This is a genomic window from Flammeovirga sp. SubArs3, assembly GCF_947387565.1.
Taxonomy (GTDB): Bacteria; Bacteroidota; Bacteroidia; order Cytophagales; family Flammeovirgaceae; genus Flammeovirga; species Flammeovirga agarivorans.
In genome coordinates this window covers 1-23,555 of record NZ_CANDOA010000005.1, presented here as the reverse complement: position 1 = coordinate 23,555, position 23,555 = coordinate 1, and the positions used below count along the sequence as shown (strand labels likewise).

The 23,555-nt window shown below is 32.7% G+C and carries 21 protein-coding genes; 8 read left to right on the top strand and 13 right to left on the bottom strand.

All coding sequences use genetic code 11. From position 1 onward, the window contains the following. Positions 1-100: 100 nt before the first annotated feature. The 7 genes from QL232_RS15405 to QL232_RS15375 all read right to left on the bottom strand — a co-directional run bounded on the left by QL232_RS15405 (position 101) and on the right by QL232_RS15375 (position 8,477). On the bottom strand, positions 101-1,678 hold the full coding sequence (locus tag QL232_RS15405; protein ID WP_281614748.1) for a sulfatase: 1,578 nt from the start codon (positions 1,676-1,678) through the stop codon (positions 101-103). 118 nt (positions 1,679-1,796) lie between these two features. Beyond that, on the bottom strand, positions 1,797-3,206 hold the full coding sequence (locus QL232_RS15400; RefSeq protein ID WP_281614747.1) for a sulfatase-like hydrolase/transferase: 1,410 nt from the start codon (positions 3,204-3,206) through the stop codon (positions 1,797-1,799). 199 nt (positions 3,207-3,405) lie between these two features. After that, positions 3,406-3,819 carry a hypothetical protein gene (locus tag QL232_RS15395; protein ID WP_168884012.1) on the bottom strand — a complete coding sequence of 138 codons (414 nt, stop codon included), beginning with the start codon at positions 3,817-3,819 and terminating at the stop codon, positions 3,406-3,408. A gap of 261 nt (positions 3,820-4,080) precedes the next feature. Continuing rightward, the gene (locus tag QL232_RS15390) at positions 4,081-4,311 is read right to left on the bottom strand and encodes a hypothetical protein (RefSeq protein ID WP_168884011.1); all 231 of its coding nucleotides are present in this window, start codon (positions 4,309-4,311) and stop codon (positions 4,081-4,083) included. Positions 4,312-4,482: 171 nt separating this feature from the next. Continuing rightward, complete coding sequence (locus QL232_RS15385) at positions 4,483-5,412, bottom strand: bestrophin family protein (protein WP_168884010.1); 930 nt, start codon at positions 5,410-5,412, stop codon at positions 4,483-4,485. A gap of 2 nt (positions 5,413-5,414) precedes the next feature. After that, positions 5,415-7,076: a response regulator gene (locus QL232_RS15380; RefSeq protein ID WP_281614746.1), complete on the bottom strand. Its 1,662-nt coding sequence runs from the start codon at positions 7,074-7,076 to the stop codon at positions 5,415-5,417. Next, positions 7,077-8,477, bottom strand: coding sequence for an ATP-binding protein (locus QL232_RS15375; protein WP_281614745.1), 1,401 nt, complete (start codon positions 8,475-8,477; stop codon positions 7,077-7,079). It lies immediately after the preceding gene. A gap of 170 nt (positions 8,478-8,647) precedes the next feature. On the opposite strand from QL232_RS15375, the gene QL232_RS15370 reads away from it, so the two are divergent. The 4 genes from QL232_RS15370 (at position 8,648) to QL232_RS15355 (ending at position 12,310) form a co-directional block, all read left to right on the top strand. Continuing rightward, positions 8,648-9,355: a CatA-like O-acetyltransferase gene (locus tag QL232_RS15370; protein WP_281614744.1), complete on the top strand. Its 708-nt coding sequence runs from the start codon at positions 8,648-8,650 to the stop codon at positions 9,353-9,355. A gap of 148 nt (positions 9,356-9,503) precedes the next feature. Beyond that, complete coding sequence (locus QL232_RS15365) at positions 9,504-10,133, top strand: START domain-containing protein (protein WP_281614743.1); 630 nt, start codon at positions 9,504-9,506, stop codon at positions 10,131-10,133. A gap of 109 nt (positions 10,134-10,242) precedes the next feature. Continuing rightward, positions 10,243-11,688, top strand: a complete 1,446-nt coding sequence (locus QL232_RS15360) for an FMN-binding glutamate synthase family protein (protein WP_281614742.1) — start codon at positions 10,243-10,245, stop codon at positions 11,686-11,688. Positions 11,689-11,848: 160 nt separating this feature from the next. Further along, entirely contained in the window at positions 11,849-12,310 is a 462-nt protein-coding gene (locus QL232_RS15355) for a hypothetical protein (protein ID WP_168884004.1), read from the top strand. A gap of 53 nt (positions 12,311-12,363) precedes the next feature. On the opposite strand, the gene QL232_RS15350 is transcribed toward QL232_RS15355, so the two are convergent. From QL232_RS15350 to QL232_RS15325, 6 genes are all read right to left on the bottom strand, one after another. Beyond that, positions 12,364-13,665: a thioredoxin family protein gene (locus QL232_RS15350; protein ID WP_281614741.1), complete on the bottom strand. Its 1,302-nt coding sequence runs from the start codon at positions 13,663-13,665 to the stop codon at positions 12,364-12,366. 191 nt (positions 13,666-13,856) lie between these two features. Next, the gene (locus QL232_RS15345) at positions 13,857-14,126 is read right to left on the bottom strand and encodes a hypothetical protein (RefSeq protein WP_281614740.1); all 270 of its coding nucleotides are present in this window, start codon (positions 14,124-14,126) and stop codon (positions 13,857-13,859) included. After that, the gene (locus QL232_RS15340) at positions 14,096-14,407 is read right to left on the bottom strand and encodes a hypothetical protein (RefSeq protein WP_281614739.1); all 312 of its coding nucleotides are present in this window, start codon (positions 14,405-14,407) and stop codon (positions 14,096-14,098) included. Before QL232_RS15340 ends, QL232_RS15345 begins: the two co-directional genes overlap by 31 nt. 56 nt (positions 14,408-14,463) lie before the next feature. Further along, the gene (locus QL232_RS15335) at positions 14,464-15,276 is read right to left on the bottom strand and encodes a DUF4846 domain-containing protein (protein ID WP_281614738.1); all 813 of its coding nucleotides are present in this window, start codon (positions 15,274-15,276) and stop codon (positions 14,464-14,466) included. A 40-nt stretch (positions 15,277-15,316) separates the two neighbouring features. Continuing rightward, positions 15,317-15,952, bottom strand: coding sequence for a M15 family metallopeptidase (locus QL232_RS15330; protein ID WP_281614737.1), 636 nt, complete (start codon positions 15,950-15,952; stop codon positions 15,317-15,319). Between the two features lie 184 nt (positions 15,953-16,136). After that, entirely contained in the window at positions 16,137-17,306 is a 1,170-nt protein-coding gene (locus QL232_RS15325) for a replication initiation protein (RefSeq protein ID WP_168883999.1), read from the bottom strand. A 1,083-nt stretch (positions 17,307-18,389) separates the two neighbouring features. Here QL232_RS15325 and QL232_RS15320 point away from each other — a divergent pair. The 4 genes from QL232_RS15320 (at position 18,390) to QL232_RS15305 (ending at position 23,085) form a co-directional block, all read left to right on the top strand. Then, the gene (locus QL232_RS15320) at positions 18,390-19,382 is read left to right on the top strand and encodes an AAA family ATPase (RefSeq protein WP_168883998.1); all 993 of its coding nucleotides are present in this window, start codon (positions 18,390-18,392) and stop codon (positions 19,380-19,382) included. Further along, entirely contained in the window at positions 19,375-20,256 is an 882-nt protein-coding gene (locus QL232_RS15315; protein ID WP_281614736.1) for a ParB N-terminal domain-containing protein, read from the top strand. The genes QL232_RS15320 and QL232_RS15315 overlap by 8 nt, the downstream gene beginning before the upstream one ends. 121 nt (positions 20,257-20,377) lie before the next feature. Beyond that, positions 20,378-21,148 carry a hypothetical protein gene (locus tag QL232_RS15310; protein WP_281614735.1) on the top strand — a complete coding sequence of 257 codons (771 nt, stop codon included), beginning with the start codon at positions 20,378-20,380 and terminating at the stop codon, positions 21,146-21,148. 428 nt (positions 21,149-21,576) lie between these two features. Then, positions 21,577-23,085 carry a DUF1254 domain-containing protein gene (locus QL232_RS15305; RefSeq protein ID WP_281614734.1) on the top strand — a complete coding sequence of 503 codons (1,509 nt, stop codon included), beginning with the start codon at positions 21,577-21,579 and terminating at the stop codon, positions 23,083-23,085. Positions 23,086-23,555 lie beyond the last annotated feature (470 nt).

Below are 23,555 nucleotides of genomic sequence, written 5' to 3'. Positions count from 1 at the left end.
TAGTAGTAATTAAAAGGAAATAAAAAAAGAGGTCCCAATTTGGTACCTCTTTAATAATATACTTATTATATCTAACTATGATTATATCACTATTTCGCTATTATGATTTTAAATTTTCTTCAATTACCTCTGCAAGAATCGGATAATTAGCATCCGTTTCATCAAACTCTTCTCTTAAATGGATCAATTCTGACTTTAATGATTTAACGACTTCTGCATATTCCTCCTGACCATAAACATTATTTAGTTCATGAGGATCATTTTTTAAATCATATAATTCCCATGCCACAGGTGTTTCAAAATTATAGTCACCTCCCCATTCACCTTCATGGTTTTTTGGGTCATAATGTTTTCCATAGAAAAAGATGAGTTTATATTGTTTTGTTCTAACACCAAAGTGAGCAGGGTTGGCATGTTTATGAGCCATATGCATCCAATATCTATAGTAGGTTGACTTTCGCCAATCAGTCGGTTCATTTCCTGTTTCTAAAATAGATGCGAAAGACTTTCCATGCATTTTCTCAGGAATATTACTCTGAGCAAGGTCGATAAGTGTTGGTGCGAAGTCGGTATTATTGATAATCGCATCAGATTTAATGCCTTTTTGGAACTTCTTAGGGTAACGTACAATAAATGGCATTCTCATCGATTCTTCATACATCCAACGTTTGTCTTGATAATCATGTTCTCCAAGCATCATTCCTTGATCACTAGTATAAACAATGATCGTATTTTCTAACTCACCTGTGGTTTCCAAGTAATTCAATAAACGCTTAATATTATCATCAACTCCTTTTACACATCTCAAATAACGTTTTAGGTACTCTTGATAAGAAGCGTGTGTATAGGCATTTCCTGTTAAAGACTGATCTATCTTCAAATCCTTTCCCATATCTCTACCTGTATTACGTTGAGATATCGATGATCCAATTTTATGGATAAGTGCATTGTCTTTTCCTTTTGTTGCTATAGATCCATTATTTTTATTGTCATATAAGCTTTTAGGTTCAGGAATTTCAACATCCTTTAAATACTCCTCATATCTTGGTGCGTATTCAAAGAAATCATGAGGAGCCTTAAAATGGTGCATTAAGAAAAATGGTTTCGATTTATCTTCTCTATTTCTTAACCATTCTAATGATATATCAGTAATTCTATCAGAAGAATGTCCCTTATATTTCGACGTATTTTTGGGCCACTGTTTATGTCCCCTTTCTCTAAATACAGGATTTAAATATTTTCCTTGTACAGGTAATACTTTATAGTAATCAAAAGCAGCAGGTTCTTCAACTAAATGCCATTTACCAATCATAGCTGTTTCGTAACCAGCTTTTCTCATTTCTTGAGGTAAATACTGATTTTCTGGAGATAATTTTCCACTTAAATCCAATACTCCATTGGTCTGAGAATATTGTCCTGTTAAAATCGTAGCTCTTGATGGTGTACAGATTGAGTTGGTACAAAAAGCGTTTTGAAACAATACTCCTTCTTTCGCTAATTGGTCAATTGTCGGTGTAGGGTTTAATACACTAAGTCTACTCTCATATGCTCCAATGGCTTGCGAAGTATGATCATCCGACATGATGTATAAGATATTTGGTTTCTTCTCTTGCTTCTCTGATGAACAAGAAGATAGAATACTCAACGCTACAAGTATTAATAAGTAAGTTTTTGCCATGTTTGTAAATAGTTCATTCATTTATACCGATCACAACTTACAACGATATAGTGGTATACATCAACCAATTTCTAAAGTATGAAGTTTCACCCCCTAATTTATCGTTGATATGCCCCCACTAACTATCTTGATTTTGTTTTTCACCTTTAGATGCCTTGTCAATAAAGTATTGCCTTTTCTTCTCTTCTTTCAATACATTTTCAGCATGAGGGTCTTGCCATTTGGCAGGAACTGTTTCTCCATTCCAATCCTTATACATTTGTGATAATTGTTGAGCGACCTGTTTTTCACTATCAAATAAATCGTTCGACTCATAAGGATCTTTGTCTAAATCAAATAGGAAATGTTTCTCTTTATACCCTGAGTAAATCAACTTATAATTCTTGTGTCGTATGGCGTATCCTGCTCCATCAGAATACCTCCAATACAAAGTCTTATGTGGATCCCCATTCTGTTTTTCAGTAAGAAATGGTAATAAGTCCACCCCATCTACTTTCTTTCTTACTTTCAATTTTGCAGCGGATGCGACTGTTGGAAAAAGATCTAATGAAGAGATCGGTGCATCATACGTTGTGTCACTTGGTAATTGATCAGGCCAAGAAATAATAAAAGGAACTCTTATACCGGCTTCAAACAACATACCTTTATGTCCTCTGAATGGATACCCACTTGCTCCCATAATATGTGGGCCATTATCACTTAAGAAGATAATAATTGTATTTTCATATACATTTTCTTCTTTTAACTTTTGAACGATTTTACCAATACCTATATCCATCCCTACTACTAATGAGGCATAAGCTGCTCTTTCACCATCTTCGATGTGACTTACTTTGTTCAGATATTTCTTCGGTGCCTGTATTGGTGCATGTGGTGCGTTATAAGCCAAATACATAAAAAATGGGGAATCACTTTTTGTATATGCTTCTATATAATTGATTGCTGCTGTACTAAAATCATCGGTCAGGTAAGTGAGTTCTTCTTTGTTTACAGGTTTACCATCTTTCAAAATACCATGGATTGGATCATTATTCTTATAATTTCCCCAATAATCAGAATGACCACCATAGAAGCCAAACCAATGGTTAAAACCTCTATTATTGGGCCAAAATCGAGGATGATCTCCTAAATGCCACTTCCCAATTGCACATGTTTGATATCCATTTTCTTGTAAAAATTCTGAAAGAAGTTGTTCATCTAAAGGTAAACCGTCCTTCTCTGTTGGGTTAACGTAAGGTATATTATTCTCATGCCCAAATTTCTGTTGGTACCTTCCACTTAACAAACCGGCTCTACTTGGACTGCAGTATGGGTGACTGACATAGCCTTGAGAAAAAGTAATTCCATTTTTTGCTAAGGCATCCAAATTGGGTGTAGGGATATCAGAACCATGAAAGCCAACATCAGCCCATCCCTGATCATCAGAAACGATAATAAGAATATTAGGAGATTTACTTTTTCTTTTATGATCATTACCCAAACTATTCAAGGCTATCGTCATAAATAAAAGAGTACATATAAGCTTCATCGTTGATCAAGATTAGAGGTTTCAAAAAGTATACATCCAACCTAACTCAATAAACAATGCCTTTCAGAAAAAATTCTATCTTCTTCCTTTCCTGTAAAAAAGAGCCCTCTAAATTAGCCGATTAATTTCCCTGAAGCTTGTAAACACAAAAAAGCCCAGAAACTTTTCAATTCCTGGGCTCATATATATCTAGAACTTATTAATCCATTAACATTCTTCCGAACGTAACGTTTTTTCTTTGGATTCTAATCAAGTCTTCTCTATTTAATGAGAATAAACCTTTCTCTAATGATGTTAGATAATAGCCATAAGCCTTTCTTAAATTTCCTGTTCTTAGGTAATAATCACCCATAAGTTCGTAAGCTTCTGGATTATCTGATATCTGGATAGAGGCTTCAATCCATTGTTTTGCTAATTCTAAATCTGCATTCCAATTAATACAAAACATGGCTGCTTTATTTAATGTCTGCCAATCATTTTTATCTGCTGAATTAACCATTTTGATCAGTAAAGACATTTTTTCTTCTGCCGGTGCCTCTTCTGCAGAAACTGTATTAAAGGATGATAACAGTACAAAAAGAGACAATAGCGTTGCTGAGAATAGAGTTTTCATAATGATGTTATTTTAAGAGTAATATAATATGTTTGCACACACTACTACATAAACTACAAGTGTACCAAAAAATCACAAAATATTGACTATCAGTTATTTAATCATCCATTTTGAAGAATATAAGAATAGGTAAGTGTTCGTTAACGTTCATTAAATATTACATTATGTTTGATTATGGCACACTCTAAATAAAAAAGCGGCCTACCCTTAATTTAAAGGATAGACCGCTTTATTGTTTCTTACTGTACTAACGTCTAATAGTTATGATAGTCTACTTTGAGTATGTAACTCTTTTCTGATATCATATTTCATATCTGTCAGCACATCGTTGAGAAGTTCTTCATCAATAGTGTACGAAGATTGGATCTTTTTCTTGACATTTGAAAACAAGATAGTTGCAGCAGAATAAGAATACTCTGTCGCTGTTTGTAGAAGCTGAGATTCTTGTGCCACTTCTTGTTCAATCAAGTCGGTGATTTGTTGCTTATTCATAGTCATTACACAGTTAATTGTTCTAGAAAAGTAAAATTTATAATACTAAAGGTGTCTTGCTATAAACATATTTACTTTTACCGAAAACTACAAATAATTTTATCACACGAACTTCAATAAATGATAATAGAGAGAAACAATTATTAATAAAATGAACTCACTATTAGCACTTTAGAATACTTTATCATAAAGTTTACGTTCTGCATTCTTTACTACCTCTTCATCCAATTCAAAGATTTCAAATACATTATTCTGAATTGTATTGGCCATATCACCCGTAGGTAAATTATTACAATCTAAACCAAATGGATCTTCAATTTCTTCACCCATTAACTCTATCCCAACAAAGGCGAACATTACCAACATCACTACCGGAATAGACCAAAACGCCATCTGAGGGGCTAGTGCAAATGGTAACAATAATCCATAAGTTGAAATAAATACTTTCATAAAGACTGCATATGAAAACGGAATAGGAGTTTTTTTAATTCTCTCACAAGCTCCTATGATATCCAATAACGATTTATGAAGAGGTCCATAATTTATCAAATCAGGATCAGTAATTAATTTCTCCCTATGCTGGTGAACGATGGTTTCATATATTTCATGAGTAATTGCATTCGGCACATGTGCTCTTTTTCCATACTTCTTATGGTCTGATTCCGTTAAATGAATCAGTTGATCTAAATCTGTACCTTGTCTTAAATGTTCCACCATAGCATGGCAAAAATTACTAATGCGTACTGCCAAGTAAAAGCGAATACCCTTATCTTCTTTGGGTAAAATGGTATGTGCATAAACTGCCAAATTTCTAGTATTATTGATTAATGCTCCCCATTGTTTTCTTCCTTCCCACCAACGATCATAAGCACTGTTAGTTCTAAATACTAACAAAATACTTAGTACTACACCAAGAAATGAAAATGCCGAATTGATTACACTTTGGTCTTTTTCTGGAAAAAAATTCAGATGAAGTAACCATACTATAGTGGTATATACACCAAAAAATAGCACTGTTCTCATTACTCTCACCATTGTCCAGCTTTTAGCTAGGTGTTTAATGTCGCCAAACCAATTGTCATTTGCCTTATAGATAATCATATTTAGAACTCACTTAAATATTTATGAACTAAAGAAATACTCATTGCCCCTTCTCCAACAGCTGAGGCTACTCTATTCATTGCTCCAGAACGGACATCTCCTGCTGCAAAAATTCCCGGAATAGACGTTTCTAAAAGGTAAGGATCCCTTTCTTCTTTCCATTGGGCTTTAAAGGTGTTTCCTGTCAGGTCTCTACCTGTTTTTACAAACCCTTTTTCATCTTTTGTGACAGTTTCAGGAAGCCACTCTGTATATGGTTTTGCTCCAATAAAAATAAATACAGCCTTTGCCTTGTGTTCTTCTGTTTCTTTAGATTTTATATCTTCAATCACTAAACTGTCTAACTGTTCAGATCCATTGGCTTTTACAATTTGAGAAAACGGTTGAACAGTGATATTTGGTGTTGTAGCAATTTGATCAATTAGATATTGAGACATCGTAGAGGAGAGATCCTCTCTACGAATCAATATTGTTACATGGCTAGAAAACCTAGATAAGTACATGGCACCTTGACCTGCAGAATTTCCCCCTCCAACAACAAATACTGGACAATCTTTACATGAATTGGCCTCAGTCGTTGCTGCTCCATAATAGACCCCAGCACCTGTAAGCTCTGGTAATCCATCAGTCATTAACTTTCTATAATCTACACCTGTAGTGAGTACAATACTTTTGGATTTGATTTCTTCACCACTCTCCAAGGTTAATACCTTATACTTATCAACGAAATCGATCTTTTTGACTGATTTCGGGTTCAAAAACTCTATCCCAAATCGGGTAGCTTGCGTGATGGCTCTTCTAGCTAGGTCTTGACCACTTAAACCTTTAGGAAAACCTAAGTAATTTTCAATTCTAGAGCTTGTTCCTGCCTGACCTCCTGGGGCCTTTCTTTCAATTAAAAGAGTTTTCAACCCTTCAGAGCCACCATAAACTGCAGCAGCCAAACCTGCGGGACCCGCTCCAATAATCACAACATCGTAGACCTCCTCTTTCGCAGCATCATTAAAACCTAAGTGTCCTGCTAACTCAGAAGGTGCAGGCTGTTTAACAATAGTACCATCTTCCATAATTACTACAGGAAGATCGGCAGACGTTAATTGATTACTTTCAACAAGTTGAATTGCTTCCTCGTCCTTAGTTACATCTAACCACTTGTAAGGGATCAGATTCGTAGCAAGAAAGTCTTTGATATCATGAGATAATTTAGAGAAAGGATATCCCATAATGCGTATCCCTTGGAATGCAGGCCTATGGTTTGCTTGCCACTCTAACAGAATATCATCTATAACTGGGTATAATTTCTCTTCTGGAGGATCCCAAGGCTTCAATAAATAATAATCAATTTGTGCTGCATTGATAGATTTAATAGCTGCATCTGTATCACTGTAGGCTGTTAATAACACTCTACCTGCAGTAGGATACACTTCTTTTGCTTTCTCAAGAAAGTCCACTCCTTGCATCTCGGGCATTCTCTGATCACTCAAAAATAAGGCAATATCTTCTCCTTTATTTTTGAGCTCTCTCACTAAGTCCAACGCTTCTTGAGCAGAAGTAGTAGCTAAAATTTTAAACTCTTTCTTGTATTTATTTCTCATATCACCCTTCACCGCTTGTAATACCTGAGGGTCGTCGTCTACGAGTAATAATATCGGTTTCTTTGCCATCTATATTTTATTATCGATTGGTAGTATTATTGTAAAATTTGTATGTCCGGGAGTACTTGATACTTTGATCTTTCCTTGATGTCTGTCAATTATTTTTTTGGTAATATCCAACCCTAAACCAGTGCCTTTTCCAACGCCTTTTGTAGTGAAAAAGGGTTCAAATATTCGGTTTTGAACATCTTCAGGAATACCTGATCCGTTATCAATCAGTTCTATTTTTACATTTTCAATATCAAAAGAAGTAACAATTGTAATCACTCCTTTTTTCTCTTCTAATGCATCAATACCATTGGCAAGAATGTTCATCCAAACCTGATTTAATTGTCCTGGCATACCTTTAATAGGAGGTAAATTAACGTCCAACTTAAGGTCTAACTGATGTCCTTGTTTCTGGATTTTATGTTCTAATAATTTTAGGGTGGATTGAATCCCTTCATGAATATCTGTAGTGGTCATATCCTGCCCTCTATCCATATAAGAGAAAGATTTGATAGATGTTATCAGTGATGAAATACGGTCAGAGGAGTCTTTTATATCGTTCACCATTTTTTCTGTGACCAACTGACTTGCTACCCAAATGATTGTTGGAGCGAAATTCTTTTCTCCGGTCACATCAAACATTTCTTCTAATTCATCTTCATCAAATTGATATTCCACTAATGCTTCGACAATCTCATCTGCATCGTTCACATTCTTTTCCTCTAAAAAGTCTAATAGATCGTCTTCAAGGTTACTTTTCTCCAAAGTGGATAATGGGAGTAGATCAGCCTTTAGTTTCGAATGAATCAACTCGTTCACAAAATCTATTGATTCATCATCCACACTCATTTTCATGATGGCTTTAAATTTTTGAGGTACAGATGATAAATGCCTTTTCAGCTCTTTACCACTTCTAGCCATTGCACTAGCTGGGTTATTCAACTCATGGGCTAAGCCTGCACTCATTTTACCTAACGCCATTAGCTTTTCATTCTGTGATGCTTGTTTTGTAAATTCCCTTACTCTAGTGGTCATTGAATGTACCAAACATTCGGTTAACTCGTAATGCTTGCGAATCATATCTCCGATTTTCTCCTTTGGCAATAGAAAACAATAACTATCACCACATGAATAACATAAGGAAGAATATTGCTGAATCCTCGAAAAAGGTAATACACCCGATACAGTGTTTTTTCCTACCGTATCCAAGAACTTAGTTTCTTTCTCATTCAGCTGATATACTCTAAATTCTCCTTCGAGAACTATAAACATAAACTCTGCTTTGGATCCAGGTTCAAACAGCTTTTCTTTATTGGTAAACTTTTTTAAAGTACCATTATCAATCATCCATTGTAATTGATCGTCAGGAACATTAGTAAAAGTAGGAATTGATTTAATTTGTTCGACAGTGATAGTCTGCATAGTGTTTTTTGTTTTGGTCTATCTAAAATAGTGGATTTTATACGATATCAAAAGATATTTATGATCATATCCATCACAAGAATTACAACCTTTACTATTTCTTAATTTTAGTCAACAGGAAAGGTCAATCGATTTATAATTTTCATATTTGTAGCCCAAACATTGGTATTATGGAAAAGCAAGAGATTTTAGAGAAATTCGGTGGTAAAAAAATTGACTTCAGTAAGATCAGTTCTTACGAACAGTGGTCATTAAATTTCTTCCACAATAAAGAGATTGTTAGAGAACCTAATTTACAGATGACACTTCAGGTGGATGTAACTAAGGGAATGGATTACTACAAGAATACCTTAAAAAAGATGCAAGGAGCATCATTTACAGGTTTTCTGATGTGGGCACTTGTTCAAAACATGAAAAAACATCCATACTTTAATTACAGAATGATTGAAGGGGAATGGTATTCTTTTGACAATCTTCCTGTTTTTTCTCCAATTGCTGTTGGTGGAGATACTCGTTTTACTGAAATATTAGTAGAAAACCCTGCTTTCTCTACCTTAGAAGAGTTTTTTGTGAATTATAGAAAATGTGTAGATCGTGCTTTTAACAAAATAGGTGATGGTAATTTTGAACCTTTACCTCCTATTGTTTGGGCGACTGCTCACTTTATTGGAAACCTTCCTAATTTACAGTTTACAGGATTTCAATTACATGCTTCCGCATTAGACTCTGCAAGGCCATTCTTCTACTTTGGTAAAAGGTATCAGCAAGGAGAAAAATGGTTCATTCCATTATCTGTTACATTTGATCACTCTAACCTAGATCCTTTTGTACTTTCAGCGTTCATGGAAGACCTAGACAAGATTATTAATCCAGCATAATATAAAAGATCATCAATTCAGTTTACCCTTTATTGATGATCTTTTCTCTTTTCAACTTATACAGTTTTGTACTCAAAATAACCTATCAATCAAGGAATTATTTCAAGCTAAATGTTGTCATAATAATAGACCTTAAGCTATGAATGAAATGAGTACACACACTATTGTAGAGAATTGGAGACACTTAGGTATGCATACTATTTCTTCAAAGATCAATGCAAACCTTGAGATAAATGAGAATGCCCAAAATCATCTGAAAACTTTTAAAGCCAGTACCACTTTTCCTATTGGTTTACCCCGAGTTGCTTTTGTTTTAGAAGATATAGCATCAAGAAAAAAATGGATCAATCGCATTGATGAGCATTATTCTTTTAATGTTGATAAAGAAGCACTATCCTTTAAATCGTATGAGCATTATAAAATGATGTGGCCCATACAAGATCGAGAATATGTTTTACAGTCTCAATGGGAAGTTCTTGATAAAAAATACCTACCTACGGTTACCTTCTCAACAAAATCTATTCAAAGTCCACAATTTCCATTAAGAAATGACCGGGTAAGAGGAGAACTATATTTATTACAATATACACTTGTGCAGATCACACCCAATAAGACCAACATTGCAGTAGAAATACAAGTAGACCCAAAGGGTAAAATGCCCAAGTTATTTGTCAATATGATACAAAGAAACTGGCCCATCAATACACTAAAATCAATTTATCTATTGGCAAGTGAAGATGGAGAAATACATAGAGGCTTAATCGATAAAATGAGATAGTAGGATTAATAAAACGATCAGGAATAACACAAAGGTTTTAATAGGTTTGATTCTCATTTTTCTTTAAATTAATGTTGCGATAAAACCTTTCTACCAAAACCTATTAAAGATGATCAGAAGAACTTATATACTTATCAGTATTCTATTGTTCCCTATTTTAATTTTAGCATATTTCTATTTACCTGATCAATCCATCTTATTAACCCTTCTTATTATTTTGATTATTGTGGGTTGGTATGATGTATTTCAAAAGAAAAATGCCATCCTCAGAGATTATCCTATAGTAGGGCATGCAAGATATATGCTCAAAGCTATCGCACCAGAACTACAACAATATTTTATTGAAACCAACACTAGTGGACATCCATTCACAAAAAATGAAATCAATTTAATTAACTCAAGGTCAGACAATAAAGAAGAGTTTCATCCGTTTGGTAGTGAATTAGACTTTTATAAGAATGACGTCTCTTGGGTTGGTCATTCTATGATTCCTGGGAAAGAGAGTAAAACACAACCTAGAGTTTTGATAGGTAATTCAAATTGTAACAAACCGTATAATTCTTCCATTTTAAATATATCAGCCATGAGCTTTGGTGCTTTAAGTGCCCACGCTATTATTGCATTAAATAAAGGTGCTAAACTAGGAGGCTTTTATCATAATACAGGGGAAGGTAGCCTCACACCTTTCCACCAACAAGGAGGTGATATCGTTTTACAAATAGGTACAGGTAACTTTGGTTTTAGAAATGATGACGGTTCATTCAATGACCAAAAGTTTACTGAAAAGACCGCACTTCCTGAAGTCAAAATGGTAGAAGTAAAATTATCACAAGGTGCAAAACCAGGACATGGAGGTGTTTTACCTGCAGCAAAAAATACAAATGAAATCGCAAAAATAAGAGGAGTTCAACCTCATACCGATGTATTCTCTCCCCCATTAAATCCGGAAATTTCAAGCATTGAAGATATACCAAAATTTATTGGAAGAGTAAGAAAGCTTTCTCATGGAAAACCCGTCGGATTTAAACTCTGTATAGGTGTTAAATCAGAATTTGAGCAGCTGATTGATTATTGTGTATCTCAAGGAAATATCCCAGACTTTATTACAGTAGACGCATCTGAAGGAGGTACTGGGGCTGCACCCTTAGAATATTCGGATCATATCGGAATGAAGGGGGAAGATGCTCTTGTGTTTGTTGACCAAGTGTTAAAGGAAAAGGGAGTGAGAACAGAAATCAAAATTATTTATGCAGGTAAAGTAATGAACGGGTTTACTTTATTAAAAGCCCTTTGTTTAGGTGCAGATCTTTGTAATAGTGCCAGAGGGTTTATGTTTTCTTTAGGTTGTATTCAATCTTTACGTTGCCACACAGATACTTGCCCAACAGGAATTGCAACACAGGACAAAGCATTACAAGAGGGATTAGACCCTACCGTTAAAAGTAATAGAGTGTATAATTATCATAAAAATACAATTGATGCTTTTCTGGAGATTATGAAGACCGTTGGTTGTAATGATATATCAGAACTAAACAATGAATTGATTCATAAATAAAGATATCAAATAGGTAGGTTAATTTTTGATAGGAATTGAGCATAAGTTTATAGCATTCAATTCCTTTTTTTAAGTATATATCAAGACATATTTCATCTCAACAATAATTCATCAAAGTACAACAATATGTCAATCGATATTGATTAACTCACTTTTGATCATGAAACAATTAACCTTATCAATTATATTCTTTACGATATTTTCATCATTAAATTTTGCTCAAGATATTAATGGTATTTCATTAAAAGATGCTTCTAACAAACATTCCAATCGTTTTGGTAAAAAGGAACAGTTCTGTGAAATGGATGGTTTTCTTGCTTGGGATACAACAGACGAAGCACAAATATATTCCATATCATTTTCTCCAGACTATAACCATAAAAGAAAGTACTATAACCGCATGACTGCTTCAGAATTAGAAGAATTTATGGCGGTCATCGAAGCAAAATATAATATCTCATTTGATACCATCAAAAGAGTTCCTGAACAAGATTATGTTCTTTTTTATACTCAAAAAAATGGATGTCAATACATGATCATTCACGATTTAAAAATAAAAAAAGGCCTAAGAAAGAATGTCACATTTATCATTCGATCTTATCACCTTTTTAGTCAATTATAATATTCCTAAGGTAACATACTAATGATGATACCTTAGGATACTACATTGTAATTTTAGTGTAGAAATAAAGTTAAGTTCGTTCCGAAATAAATACCACTGAAGCCAACATTCGAAGCTGTATAATATTCATCAAAGCTATGTTGATAGCACAAGGTAAACCCTAAAGTACTTTCTCCACCGATCTGAAAATCAAACCCATATCTCATTCCAAAATTATTCGCATTGATCAATTTGTCTGATAATGAGTAGTTGTACTGGTAAAAAGGAGTAACTAATAACTTGATCTCTGAAGGTAACCCTAAAGTAGATTTCTTATAAAAAGCATAGCCTAAGTCCGAAAAAACTAGCAGTGAAGAAACATCATTAATTTTTAAATAACTCAAACCAGGACGAAGCATAAATCTCTTTTTATTAAAGTGAACAAATGCTCCTATTTCATAGCCTGTATGATTGTTATTTTCTTCTGTTGTCGTCTCAGCAGAATTAAAATGCATAGCAAACCTTAAGCCCACTCGCATTTTCTCATGATCCTTCTTCCGTTGTTGAATACGCTTTAATTCTTCATTTGAAATAGCAACTGTATTGTTTCCATTATTAAGATATCCTTGATCAATAAACTCAAAAAGTCCATTGGGGTTATCATAATTATGCTTTTTAAAAATGATCCCAACATTTCTATTCGTCACTTCTCTTTTAGGGTTAAGCATTAAAAAAGTAGGATAACCAGCAATTGTAAACTCTTTTTTCACCTTTTCTCCTTCAAACGTATCTGCATCGATTTCGACTGCAATCACATCATTTTTTAACCGATAGATTACAGTATCTTGTTGATATAGCTTTTTATCAAGTAGCTTACATTGACCACACCAAGAGGTAGATACATATAATAAAACCTGTTTGTTTTCTTGATTAGCTAACTGTAGAGCAGAATCCAATGAGATAGATAAAAAAGGTTTTTCAAGTTTAATTTTTTTGTCTTTTACAGTGACAGTACTTAATTCTTTTACATCGTCATCAAATTCTAGTGTCGGCATACCGGGTTCCATATAGACAATACAATAATCCCTTGATTTTTTTAGAGGATGATACGCAATCTGATAATTAGCGTGTACAAGTTTTAGAGTATCTCGTCCATCACTTTTATTAATTTCAAGCGTAAATTCCCCCTTTTCGTTACTCTGAACGCTTTGAAAAGCATGATTAGATGATACTTGAACATTTGCAACTGGCTGTCTGTTCTTATTGTCGATTACATTCCCATGAATAGTACGAACACTTTGAGCCGATAAATTGAATGAGAATAACAGTAAAATCACCTGTATTAAGGTTCTCATCATTGATAGTTTGTCTTTCATTTTCATTATAAACTCCTTTTGAGTTTGTGTTTTTAGATTGTATTTAAGAATAGAATATATAGAAGAGAAATTTCATCTTTGGGGACATTTAATGAATTCTCTATTTATAGTTTATGCAATAGTATAGAAGAATATGTGATCAATAATTAAAGGATGAACACATGTATTTGCCTTAAGATTTAGCTTCGCTGTTATACATATATATTAAGCTCTTTTGCTGCACTTCTTATCTTATCCAACTGAATTTTTTCAATATTCACTGTGGTATCAATATCTTCTGAGGGACTAGCAGAAGGTGTTTTTGAGAAGATCACTTTATAGTTATCAGCTAAATAGCCCTCTCGTTTGTAAGCAAACATACCTACCATTCTGAGGCCTGTATATATTGTATTAGAATTGAAGTCTCCATACTTGTCAGGGTTTTCAACTTTCAACTCCTCCAACATCTGAAATAAAAGCAAATCAGCTTCTTTTCTAGGTAAAAGTCCATCAAAGTGATATCATGAATTAACCAACACATGGCAGTACGAAGATCTCCAATTTGAGGTACATCCGTTAATAGATCGACAATTATCTTTGGACCCGTTCTAAAGTCTGTGATATAGCCTGGTAATACTTTAAATGTAAGATCATTACCCAAGAAGTTATCAATTTCAATAGTCAGTTCTTGTGAAATTTTATAATCACCATTATCAATGAGTTCATAGTAATTGCTGTCTTGTGGATTTAGTCGAAGAGTCATAGTTTACTTTTTGTATTACTTATTAATATGCAATATAATTTAAATTAATAATATCATCAATCTTTAAATCTACGAACATTGGTATCATAGAAGACAAACCTTGCAGTAGTTGTTGTTTTCCCATTTTTTATAGAGTACCAATTGTTCAAATTTACATCCTCATTATTTTTTAAAATATGAATAGATTGAGCTGGTGTAAACCCTTGTGCAAGTAGAAAAACCTTATCTCCTGAGGTATTTTCAGCTTCATCAATAATTATTACTGCATGTCCAGGGCTACCTGGTACTACAATGACATCCCCTATGTGTATATCTTCCTCTAGTCCTACCTTTTTCATCTCTTTATTTATAGATATAGTACCAGCATACATATAGATATAATCAAGATAGTTTTTTAGATTTCTGTAAGAATCATCGTACCCTTTTTTAGATACAAAACTTACTTTATTACCACTCACAATAGGCCTAATCCCTTTTTTATGATCCTCCCAACTATATACATCTCCACTTGTAAAATGAAATGATATCTTATCATATTTCTCTTGTGACCAAAGGTACTCTGTACGTAATCGAATTACAGCATCAGCGCATTGTTGTAGGTCTTTACGCCCTACATCATAGTTGATAATGCCAATATGATTGTCTTGATCATAGATTTCTTCACCTCTGTAATCCAATACTGGACTTCCACTTGGTAATAAAGACATATTCCTTAGAAATGCCCCAAAACTGTTTTTCTCAACAGTTACCCTTGTATACCCAATAGGAGGTTTCACTCTATCTTTAACAGTATCTTGAGCAATGCCTTTTTGTGTTGAAAACAAACATATGATGCTTAATATTTGGTATATAATTCTATGTTTTAGCATATAGTGACGTATTTAGAGTGATTGTTAATGATAAGCTACCTTAGAACTTCGATTTAAGTTGATTCCATACTTTATCATAAGTATAAATGGCATTTTCATAGTCTTGAAAGCATAATTTTGCCTGTTGATGGTACAGTTTTCGGTTTCTTTGATTTAATGGGAAATCGATATGAATGGGATCTTCTCTTTTGAAATCTCCTCCCCATCGTAACAGTGCAGAATTTCTTATATCATTAAAAAATTGCTTGACCTCTTTTGGCAATTGAGAATAGTTCTCCCTTTTTAAATCCTTATGATAGTAATTCTTTTCTTTTCCTACTAAATAGAAATCTAAAGCTTCTCCTGCTAGATGATTTGAAACAGAAGAAGGAGAAACAACTGCACCTAATAATCGATGTCTTTTGTGTCTATACCCTTGATTAACCCTCATTTCAAGACCATTTTTTTCTAACATAGAATCTAATTCTATCATATTCTTGATAAATGATTTATGCAGATAGATATTTTTAAAATTACTTCCAGATATGTTTCCGGATTGATAGACGGTAAGGTGTTTTAATTCGGATGAATCAATAACGCACCAATACTTATCATACGACCAAATCCCTGTGATACCACCGAGTAATAAGAATAAACTAAAACATACAATGATTAATTTTTTATAGAGACTTTTCATTAGACTATGGTAGAAGAATCATTCCTAAAGCAAATATTTTAGTCTAATGACACACAATAAATTTTCCGAACTGGTTTTTGAATTATACCATTTTAGATATTTTTCAATAATTAACTGTTTTTTAAGTGTTTATAGCTATTGTTGTCTTCATCAATCGGAAATTAGTGTTTAATGTTACATGTACTTATGCAGCTTCCTCAATCCACTTTTTTAGAGTATGTTTATTAGGAAACTGTGCATTATCACGCATAGCCATTTTCACTTTATTAATCTCACCCCATATTTTCAATGAAGGGTTCTTCTTATATTTTACAACAGCGACCTTGATTACAGCTTGAGTTAGACCAATTTCTTTAAGTCTAATCTGTAATCTATGTAGTTTCTCTTCAAAATCATCACCAGTTGGTTGAGCAGTATTTTGTGAGAATAAATCTTGTTGCCCTGCACCTGCAATATTTGAAGATGTTTTTTCCTGTTCAGTGACTACCTCTACTTCAGTAATATCAATTGGAGCTGATTTTTGCTGGCTCAGAAGCTCTTTTACGGTTGCTTGAATAATTGCCTCAGGCAAGTTCATTTCTTTCATAGAAGCAATTTTAGCAGCATTTTCTGGGCTTAATCCCATATCATTAGATGCTTCGACCTTAGCTATCTCCTGCTTCTTACTAAAAGTAAAATAGATATGAGTATACTTTCTACCAGACATTCTTAAGGGCTGATAAGCTAAATGTATGTCTGAAGTCTGATTAATACTCTTCACTGCTTGCTCTAGAACCGTATTTTTGAAAGTATTGAAGACATTGTACGATTTTTTATCAGCAACCCCTAACACTGCTTTAAGCTCTTGTAACTCAACTCTTCTTTCTGAGTATTTACCTACACCACCAATCAAATAATCATACAAACGAACGGCATGTGGAGACCTCATGTCCTTCAGGTTACTGAATAAGTATTGAGTGTAATTGTTGGCTGGGCCCAAAAACTTTTTAAAAGTTCTATTAAACTTAAATGCTACTCTTGTTTTGTTTAATTCAATCGTATCAAATAAAGTAATATACTTTCTATTAAATTCATCTGATTCATAATCAGCATCATTGATACCACTACCCTCTCTAATTTTAGATGAAGAAAGTTCGTCACAAGCTTGATCAATATTCTTAATATCCTTACCTCCAGGGTTTCTTCCTAAAAAATCGGCCACTCTAAACTCAAGTACTTTGTCCAAGTCCTGGTCTTTCACTGTAAATGCAAACAATAATAATTTTTGTGCAGTTAAACTCATCGTATTCTTTTGATGAGCCCTCACAAGGTTATTATGTCTTTTTACCCATACTTTGGTTAAAATATTATTCATTTCAGTAAAAAAGTTTAGAGTTTTGAAGTAAAAAATCAGATTCTCTATTAATTTTTGAGCTTAATACTAAGTTAAGTCCGATGCATATTACGGACTAACATTAGTTTTTACAATAAAACTGAAGAAAAATTTCGGACTTGAACTAGTTTTTAGTGAAATTATCTAAAATATATGGTCTAATTACTATGGTTTAAAGAGTAGACTACTATACTTTATAAGTATTTCATAATTAAATGCTAGGGTTAATGCATAGTACTTTACTCAAATACTTATGGTCTAAATACTATGGTTTAATAAATACAAGTCTTTGGACCATACAATTTGTATGAAATGAGCCAATGAATAGTCTTGAACTAACCGGAAAAACTCATTTATTGGTCTATTCACTATACTTTAGTACATTTTTATGGTCTATTCACTAGTTTTTAAGATTAGAATAGCTAAAATATCATTAAATATACGGTCTAACTACTATACTTTTGTTCTAATTACTATACCTTTTATGCAAACTACTATGCTACTTGTGGTCTATTCACTAGGATTAAAAGAGTAAAGTACTATGATATATATGGTCTAACTACTATACAAATTAGATATATAAAACTGTTTATCAGTTAGTTATGAATAGTATAAATAATAAGAATATATAAAGTTTAAATAACAAAGCACTATTAAATATAGTCTTTTGGTTATATTTTTTTCTATTGAAAATATTAAATACTAGTTGAAGTCCGTAATTAGAACCCTAATGGTATAAAAATTAATGAAAAAAGGGATCTTTTATGGTCCAACTACTAGGATCAATGATTGAAATACGGTCTAATCACTATGATCTATTAATTTATAGTTCCAAAACTGAGTAAACTACTTGTATTTATACTCATATTATGGTCTAACTACTAGGATTTAGTTTACTATATAAAATTTATACCTCAATTTAGATAAAAAAATTCCCCTAAGAGTAAAAAAAAGTACTTTATAGATTAATTTATGCCTTAAAAAGTAAAAAAAAGTACTAAATTGTTTTTGATTCAATAAAATTTGTTTTGATTTGTATTATCAAATTTAAATTCAACACAATCAATGACACAAAAAGATATTCTTGATTTTGTAGGGGAAAATGAAATGCTGAAGATTTCTGTAGTAGAAAAAAAGGCTGGTATACCTACTAGATCGTTATACAAAGCATTAAATGGCGAACAGAACTTAAAGCCAGAGTACATTGAAAAACTAATACAAGTACTTACCCCACTTGGATTAAAATTAAAGGATAAGTTTAAAGTAGTTTCTATTATTAATAACAAAGGTGGTGTAGCCAAAACTACAACGGCATGTAATTTAGGAGCAGCACTTTCAAGAATGGGTAAGAAAGTACTATTAATTGATGCTGATCCACAAGGAAACTTAACACAACATTTAGGATACAAAGATCCTCAACAATTTGAGAGTAGAGAGTTATCCGATGTAATTGAAGGAAATTGTAATGTAAATGATTCCATTTTAAAATATCAGGAAAACTTACATATTATTCCATCAACTACCAATCTTGACTTTACTAATAAAAACTTAAATAGGAACTCAGGTCCTTCTTCTTATAAATTGGTAAAGCGATTAGTAATTGATAAAATTGAAATGGAGTATGATTATATCTTTTTTGATCTATCTCCTTCATTTGCCCTAATCACTAATGATGCATGTTTGATTGCCTCCAATAGAGCTTTAATTCCTGTAGACGCTTCAGAATTTGCATTTAGAGGAATTAATAATGTAATTAATCACATCAATGACTATAAAGAAGAAAATCCTAACCTTGAAATTCTAGGCTTTTTGTTCACCAAATCTGGTAGAACAAAAGATATGAATAAATATAAGGAGGCACTTCGTTCAACAAACTACAAAGTATTCAATACCGAAATTGCTGTAAGAGATATGGCTTATAATAAAGGTCCACTTTATGGTAAAGACATCTTCTCATTATTTGAAGATGAGTCTCTAAAAAGACAAGAAAAAGAAGGAATTAAAAAAGGTATGGAAGAACATACAAATTTAGCCACAGAATTTATTGAGTATGTCTAATGAAATTAATATCGGAGATTTTTTACCAAATAGTAATAAATCATCCAAGCTAATCGATTCGAAGAAGGAAGAAATGTCAACTGACTCTGTCCATGTTTTACCTGAATTAAAGAAATGGATTCGCCCACTAACTAGTTCAGAACGTCAAAACTTAAAAGAATCAATCGAGAAAGAAGGAGTAAGAGATCCTCTAACCTTCTTCTATATGGAGAATGGTCAAAAGATTCTTTTAGATGGGCACAATCGTTTTGAGATAGTCAATGAACTTGGAGGGGCTGATTATGGATACGAATTTGAAGAAGTAATTGTAGATATTGACAATATCGAAGATGCAAAACTTTGGATGATCAAGAACCAAATCGGTAAAAGAAACCTTTCTAAACGAGAAATGTCTTTCTACAGAGGACATCATTATTTAACCCATAAAGGACAAGTTGGGTATACTACCGGTAGAGGAAAACTGTATGATGTATTAGCAAAAGAATATGGTGTTGGAAAAAATACAATCTTAAGGGATGCCACTATTGCTGAATTATTGGATCAAGTTTCCGATGATTTCAAACATGCATACTTTGATGGAGAACATAGTATTACTATTGCTAAGTTTGAAGATGCTTCTAAAGCTTTAGCTGCTGAAGAAATTGTCGTTGAAGATTTAGAAAAGTACTTATTAAATGAACTTGAGGCTGTAGAGAAAAAAGCAAGTACAAGAGCTGTAAATAATATTCCTAAGCCTTTTACCTTTAATAAGGTAAATAAAACGATTAGAACATTAATAGATACTCCATTAGATAAGGAATTAGGTAAAGCCGAAAAATTATCAATGGAAGAGTCAATAAAAGAATTAATATCTAAATACGAATTAGATATTTAATATAAAAAGGGATAGTCAATTTTGACTATCCCAATAAATCCAATTGCAGATTCCCTGCGATGTAGTTGAAGTATCTCACCCCATCAACTACAAATTGTTTAATTCAAATATAGTTATTTTCATGAAACCTGTAAAAATCATTGATTACTCTTTGGTAGTGATTTCAATGTGTTATAGTTCCTATGTGATGTTTTTATTTTTATCAGAACACACATCCTTTCTACCATCTTTACTGATATCAGTCTTTATTGTATTTCTCTCCCACCATTATACTTATCTGTCTATCATATATTATAAGGCTACAAAATCTTTAAATCAGTACATCATACTATCTTTATCATTAACAGCTTTTGTTTTTTATTCTGAATGGAATGGACAGTTTGTACATGCTAAAGAAAGTATTGGCATTGCTTCTACAGTTGAAATTGATACACATATCAAAAATATTGAAGCAACAATCCAACGAAGTTCAAACCATACTATAAAAGGAAAAACGAATTGGGCATTATATCAAACATTCCTTGATTCACAAAAACAGCTTAAAACCGCAGAACAAAAAAGAGAACAGTTATTAATACAACAGAAAGAAGATCTCACAGAAGCTAATATTCTTGCTAATCAATTTAGATGTTTTTCAGTAATATTATTTTTATTAGCTTTTCTAGCTTCTTCAATTGAAACAAAAAGTAGAAAATCAATTAATGTTGAAAATGAAAATCAACTACTAACTTTAAATGAAGTGGATAAGAAAAAATCTAAGATTATTGAATTAATAAAAGAAGGTGAAATTTCTAATATTAAAATGTTAGTTGATTATTTCAATTTGCCGGAAGAAGAAGCTTGTTTACTATTACAAAATTTCAAACCCTCACAGCAAAAGATTGGTTTTTAACTATTATACAAGAGGTCCCATTTTGGGACCTCTATTCTATTTCTGACATTTTTCATTAAAGGTCCCAAAATGGGACCTTTATTTTTTACCTTAGAATAGATTATTTAAAACCACTTATTTACGAAGAGAATTAATAACATTTCATTCTACTGGTTATTATCTATTTCTTTGATAGACTTCAATATTAACCAATGTGCTTGCCACTTACGTAATTCAATTAAATATGTAAACGCATGTATGAACCATTTAAAATGAAGTGTTGATTAAACGAAAGATGAATTCATCATTAGTAGCCCCACTTCTTTTAATGTATTCTTAGAGAAATTTTTCATGAACGAATAAAATTTATTAAAACAGGAGTAAAATTTAATATTCTTCTTCTTATATGATGACGTTAGATTAATTAAATCAAAACAAAAATCGTTATCATGAAAAAAATAATCTTCTCTACATTATTGTTATCATCTTCGTTATTAGCAAACGCTCAATATAAAATGTCAACAGATATTCCAGAGAGTGTCATTACTCCAGATAAGATTGAGACATCAGAAGGAGAGTTAAACTTCTTTGATGGTGTACCTTCAAAAGAAACGGTTGAAACAGCTTATAATTTCATGGATAAATCTAGAGCATATACAGCTTTTATGGATGGGATGAAATATGCTTCAATTTGGTCTTTATATAAAGGTCATTATAAAATGGGCAACACCACTGCTAACTCTACATTGATATTTGATGGCATGATGGATTCTAAATCACTTTTCTTAACGGCGAACACCTCAACAATGTATGTCACAGGTTTTGTTGATACAAAAAGAGATGGTGTAGTAGTTATTGAAATTCCTGATGGTGCTTTGGGATTCGTAAATGATATGTCATTCAATTACATCTGTGATTTAGGAATGATTGGTAGAGATAAAGGCAAAGGAGGGAAATATGCGATTCTTCCCGTCGGATACGAAGGGGAAATACCAGAAGGTTGTTTTCCAGTCTATTCAAAATCTCATATCAATTGGGTGTTATTAAGGATGAATGGAGATCAAAAGACAATAGATAATGTAATTGCAAAATATAGATCGTACCCAGCTAGTCAACCTGAATTGAGAGATGATATGAATTTTATACATGCTACAGGAAAAGAAATGAATACTATTCATTCTAATAATATTGAGTTCTATAATGAAATCAATGAAATGGTACAGTATGAATCTACATCAACTTTTGATGCTGAAATCTTAGGTACATTCAGGTCTATAGGGATCGAAAAGGGTGTTGAGTTTAACCCTGATAAAAGAATGGTCGGAATATTAAATGAAGCAGTGGCTTTGGGTAATGCAAGTGCTAGATCGATTGTATGGTATCCAAGACGAGAAGGAGTAAATCTTTATGAAGATGATCCTAATAGCTCTTGGAGAATGGGGTTTGCGGATAGAGATGTATTTTTTAATGACCAAGGTGCCGTCAAGAAAGAGGCAAGAGATATGTTCCACTACCCTTATACAGGAATTACTCCAGCCATGGCAATGCAGATTGCAGGAAAGGGTTCAGACTATGGGATATCTTATGTTGCAAAAGACGGTGTAGCATATGATGGTAGCAAGACTTATGTATTGCATATAGATGCAGATGTTCCTACTGCAAGATTCTGGGCGGTTACTTTATATGATACACAAACAAGATCCATGATTCAAACAAATCAAGTCCACCCATCTTTAGATAGTAATAAAAAAGATTTAGTGTATAATGAAGATGGATCAATTGATATATACTTTTCACCGGAACCTATAGAAGGAAAAGAAGGAAACTGGTTACAGACAATACCTGGGAAATCATGGTTCACAATTTTTAGAAATTACGGGCCAGAACAAGAATGGATTGATGGGAAATGGAGATTAAATGAAATTGAAGAGATTTCAACTTTAGATATCGGAAAGTAATAATCCAAGAATATACTCCTCTATTATTTAATGGTTCATGAATTAAAAACCATTAAATAATAGAGGAGATTTTTTATATAGTACTTATAATAAGTAGTTTAATGAAATTTATATAAAAAAATATATGAATGGTATTGCATTTATCAAGTTAGCTATTACCTTTGCACTCCCTTCAAACGGAAGGCCAAATGAAAAACACTTGTAGTGGGTGTTATTCATTTCAACATTTTGCAAAGAAGACAGTGATGTAAATTAAAATTTCAAATGAAATCAAATAAGCATTGCATATTAAATTTCTCTTCTTACCTTTGCACTCGCTTCTGAAAAGAGGCGGTCATAAAAGACTAAAACGTTGGTCTTTTTAAGCAGAGAGTGGGAGTTGAAAATCTTCAGAAATTAGCTCGAAAAAATAAAATAAAATTTTTTCAAAAAGAGTTTGGAGATTAAAATTTAGTTCTTACCTTTGCACT

Bases quoted from the DNA above. Each gene is read 5' to 3' on its own strand.
- QL232_RS15305 (WP_281614734.1), top strand. From the start codon at position 21,577: ATGAAAAAAATAATCTTCTCTACATTATTGTTATCATCTTCGTTATTA.
- QL232_RS15340 (WP_281614739.1), bottom strand. From the start codon at position 14,407: ATGACTCTTCGACTAAATCCACAAGACAGCAATTACTATGAACTCATT.
- QL232_RS15325 (WP_168883999.1), bottom strand. From the start codon at position 17,306: ATGAATAATATTTTAACCAAAGTATGGGTAAAAAGACATAATAACCTT.
- QL232_RS15405 (WP_281614748.1), bottom strand. From the start codon at position 1,678: ATGGCAAAAACTTACTTATTAATACTTGTAGCGTTGAGTATTCTATCT.
- QL232_RS15315 (WP_281614736.1), top strand. From the start codon at position 19,375: ATGTCTAATGAAATTAATATCGGAGATTTTTTACCAAATAGTAATAAA.
- QL232_RS15370 (WP_281614744.1), top strand. From the start codon at position 8,648: ATGGAAAAGCAAGAGATTTTAGAGAAATTCGGTGGTAAAAAAATTGAC.
- QL232_RS15380 (WP_281614746.1), bottom strand. From the start codon at position 7,076: ATGGCAAAGAAACCGATATTATTACTCGTAGACGACGACCCTCAGGTA.
- QL232_RS15350 (WP_281614741.1), bottom strand. From the start codon at position 13,665: ATGAAAGACAAACTATCAATGATGAGAACCTTAATACAGGTGATTTTA.
- QL232_RS15375 (WP_281614745.1), bottom strand. From the start codon at position 8,477: ATGCAGACTATCACTGTCGAACAAATTAAATCAATTCCTACTTTTACT.
- QL232_RS15400 (WP_281614747.1), bottom strand. From the start codon at position 3,206: ATGAAGCTTATATGTACTCTTTTATTTATGACGATAGCCTTGAATAGT.
- QL232_RS15365 (WP_281614743.1), top strand. From the start codon at position 9,504: ATGAGTACACACACTATTGTAGAGAATTGGAGACACTTAGGTATGCAT.
- QL232_RS15385 (WP_168884010.1), bottom strand. From the start codon at position 5,412: ATGATTATCTATAAGGCAAATGACAATTGGTTTGGCGACATTAAACAC.
- QL232_RS15360 (WP_281614742.1), top strand. From the start codon at position 10,243: ATGATCAGAAGAACTTATATACTTATCAGTATTCTATTGTTCCCTATT.
- QL232_RS15390 (WP_168884011.1), bottom strand. From the start codon at position 4,311: ATGAATAAGCAACAAATCACCGACTTGATTGAACAAGAAGTGGCACAA.
- QL232_RS15310 (WP_281614735.1), top strand. From the start codon at position 20,378: ATGAAACCTGTAAAAATCATTGATTACTCTTTGGTAGTGATTTCAATG.
- QL232_RS15335 (WP_281614738.1), bottom strand. From the start codon at position 15,276: ATGCTAAAACATAGAATTATATACCAAATATTAAGCATCATATGTTTG.
- QL232_RS15395 (WP_168884012.1), bottom strand. From the start codon at position 3,819: ATGAAAACTCTATTCTCAGCAACGCTATTGTCTCTTTTTGTACTGTTA.
- QL232_RS15320 (WP_168883998.1), top strand. From the start codon at position 18,390: ATGACACAAAAAGATATTCTTGATTTTGTAGGGGAAAATGAAATGCTG.
- QL232_RS15355 (WP_168884004.1), top strand. From the start codon at position 11,849: ATGAAACAATTAACCTTATCAATTATATTCTTTACGATATTTTCATCA.
- QL232_RS15330 (WP_281614737.1), bottom strand. From the start codon at position 15,952: ATGAAAAGTCTCTATAAAAAATTAATCATTGTATGTTTTAGTTTATTC.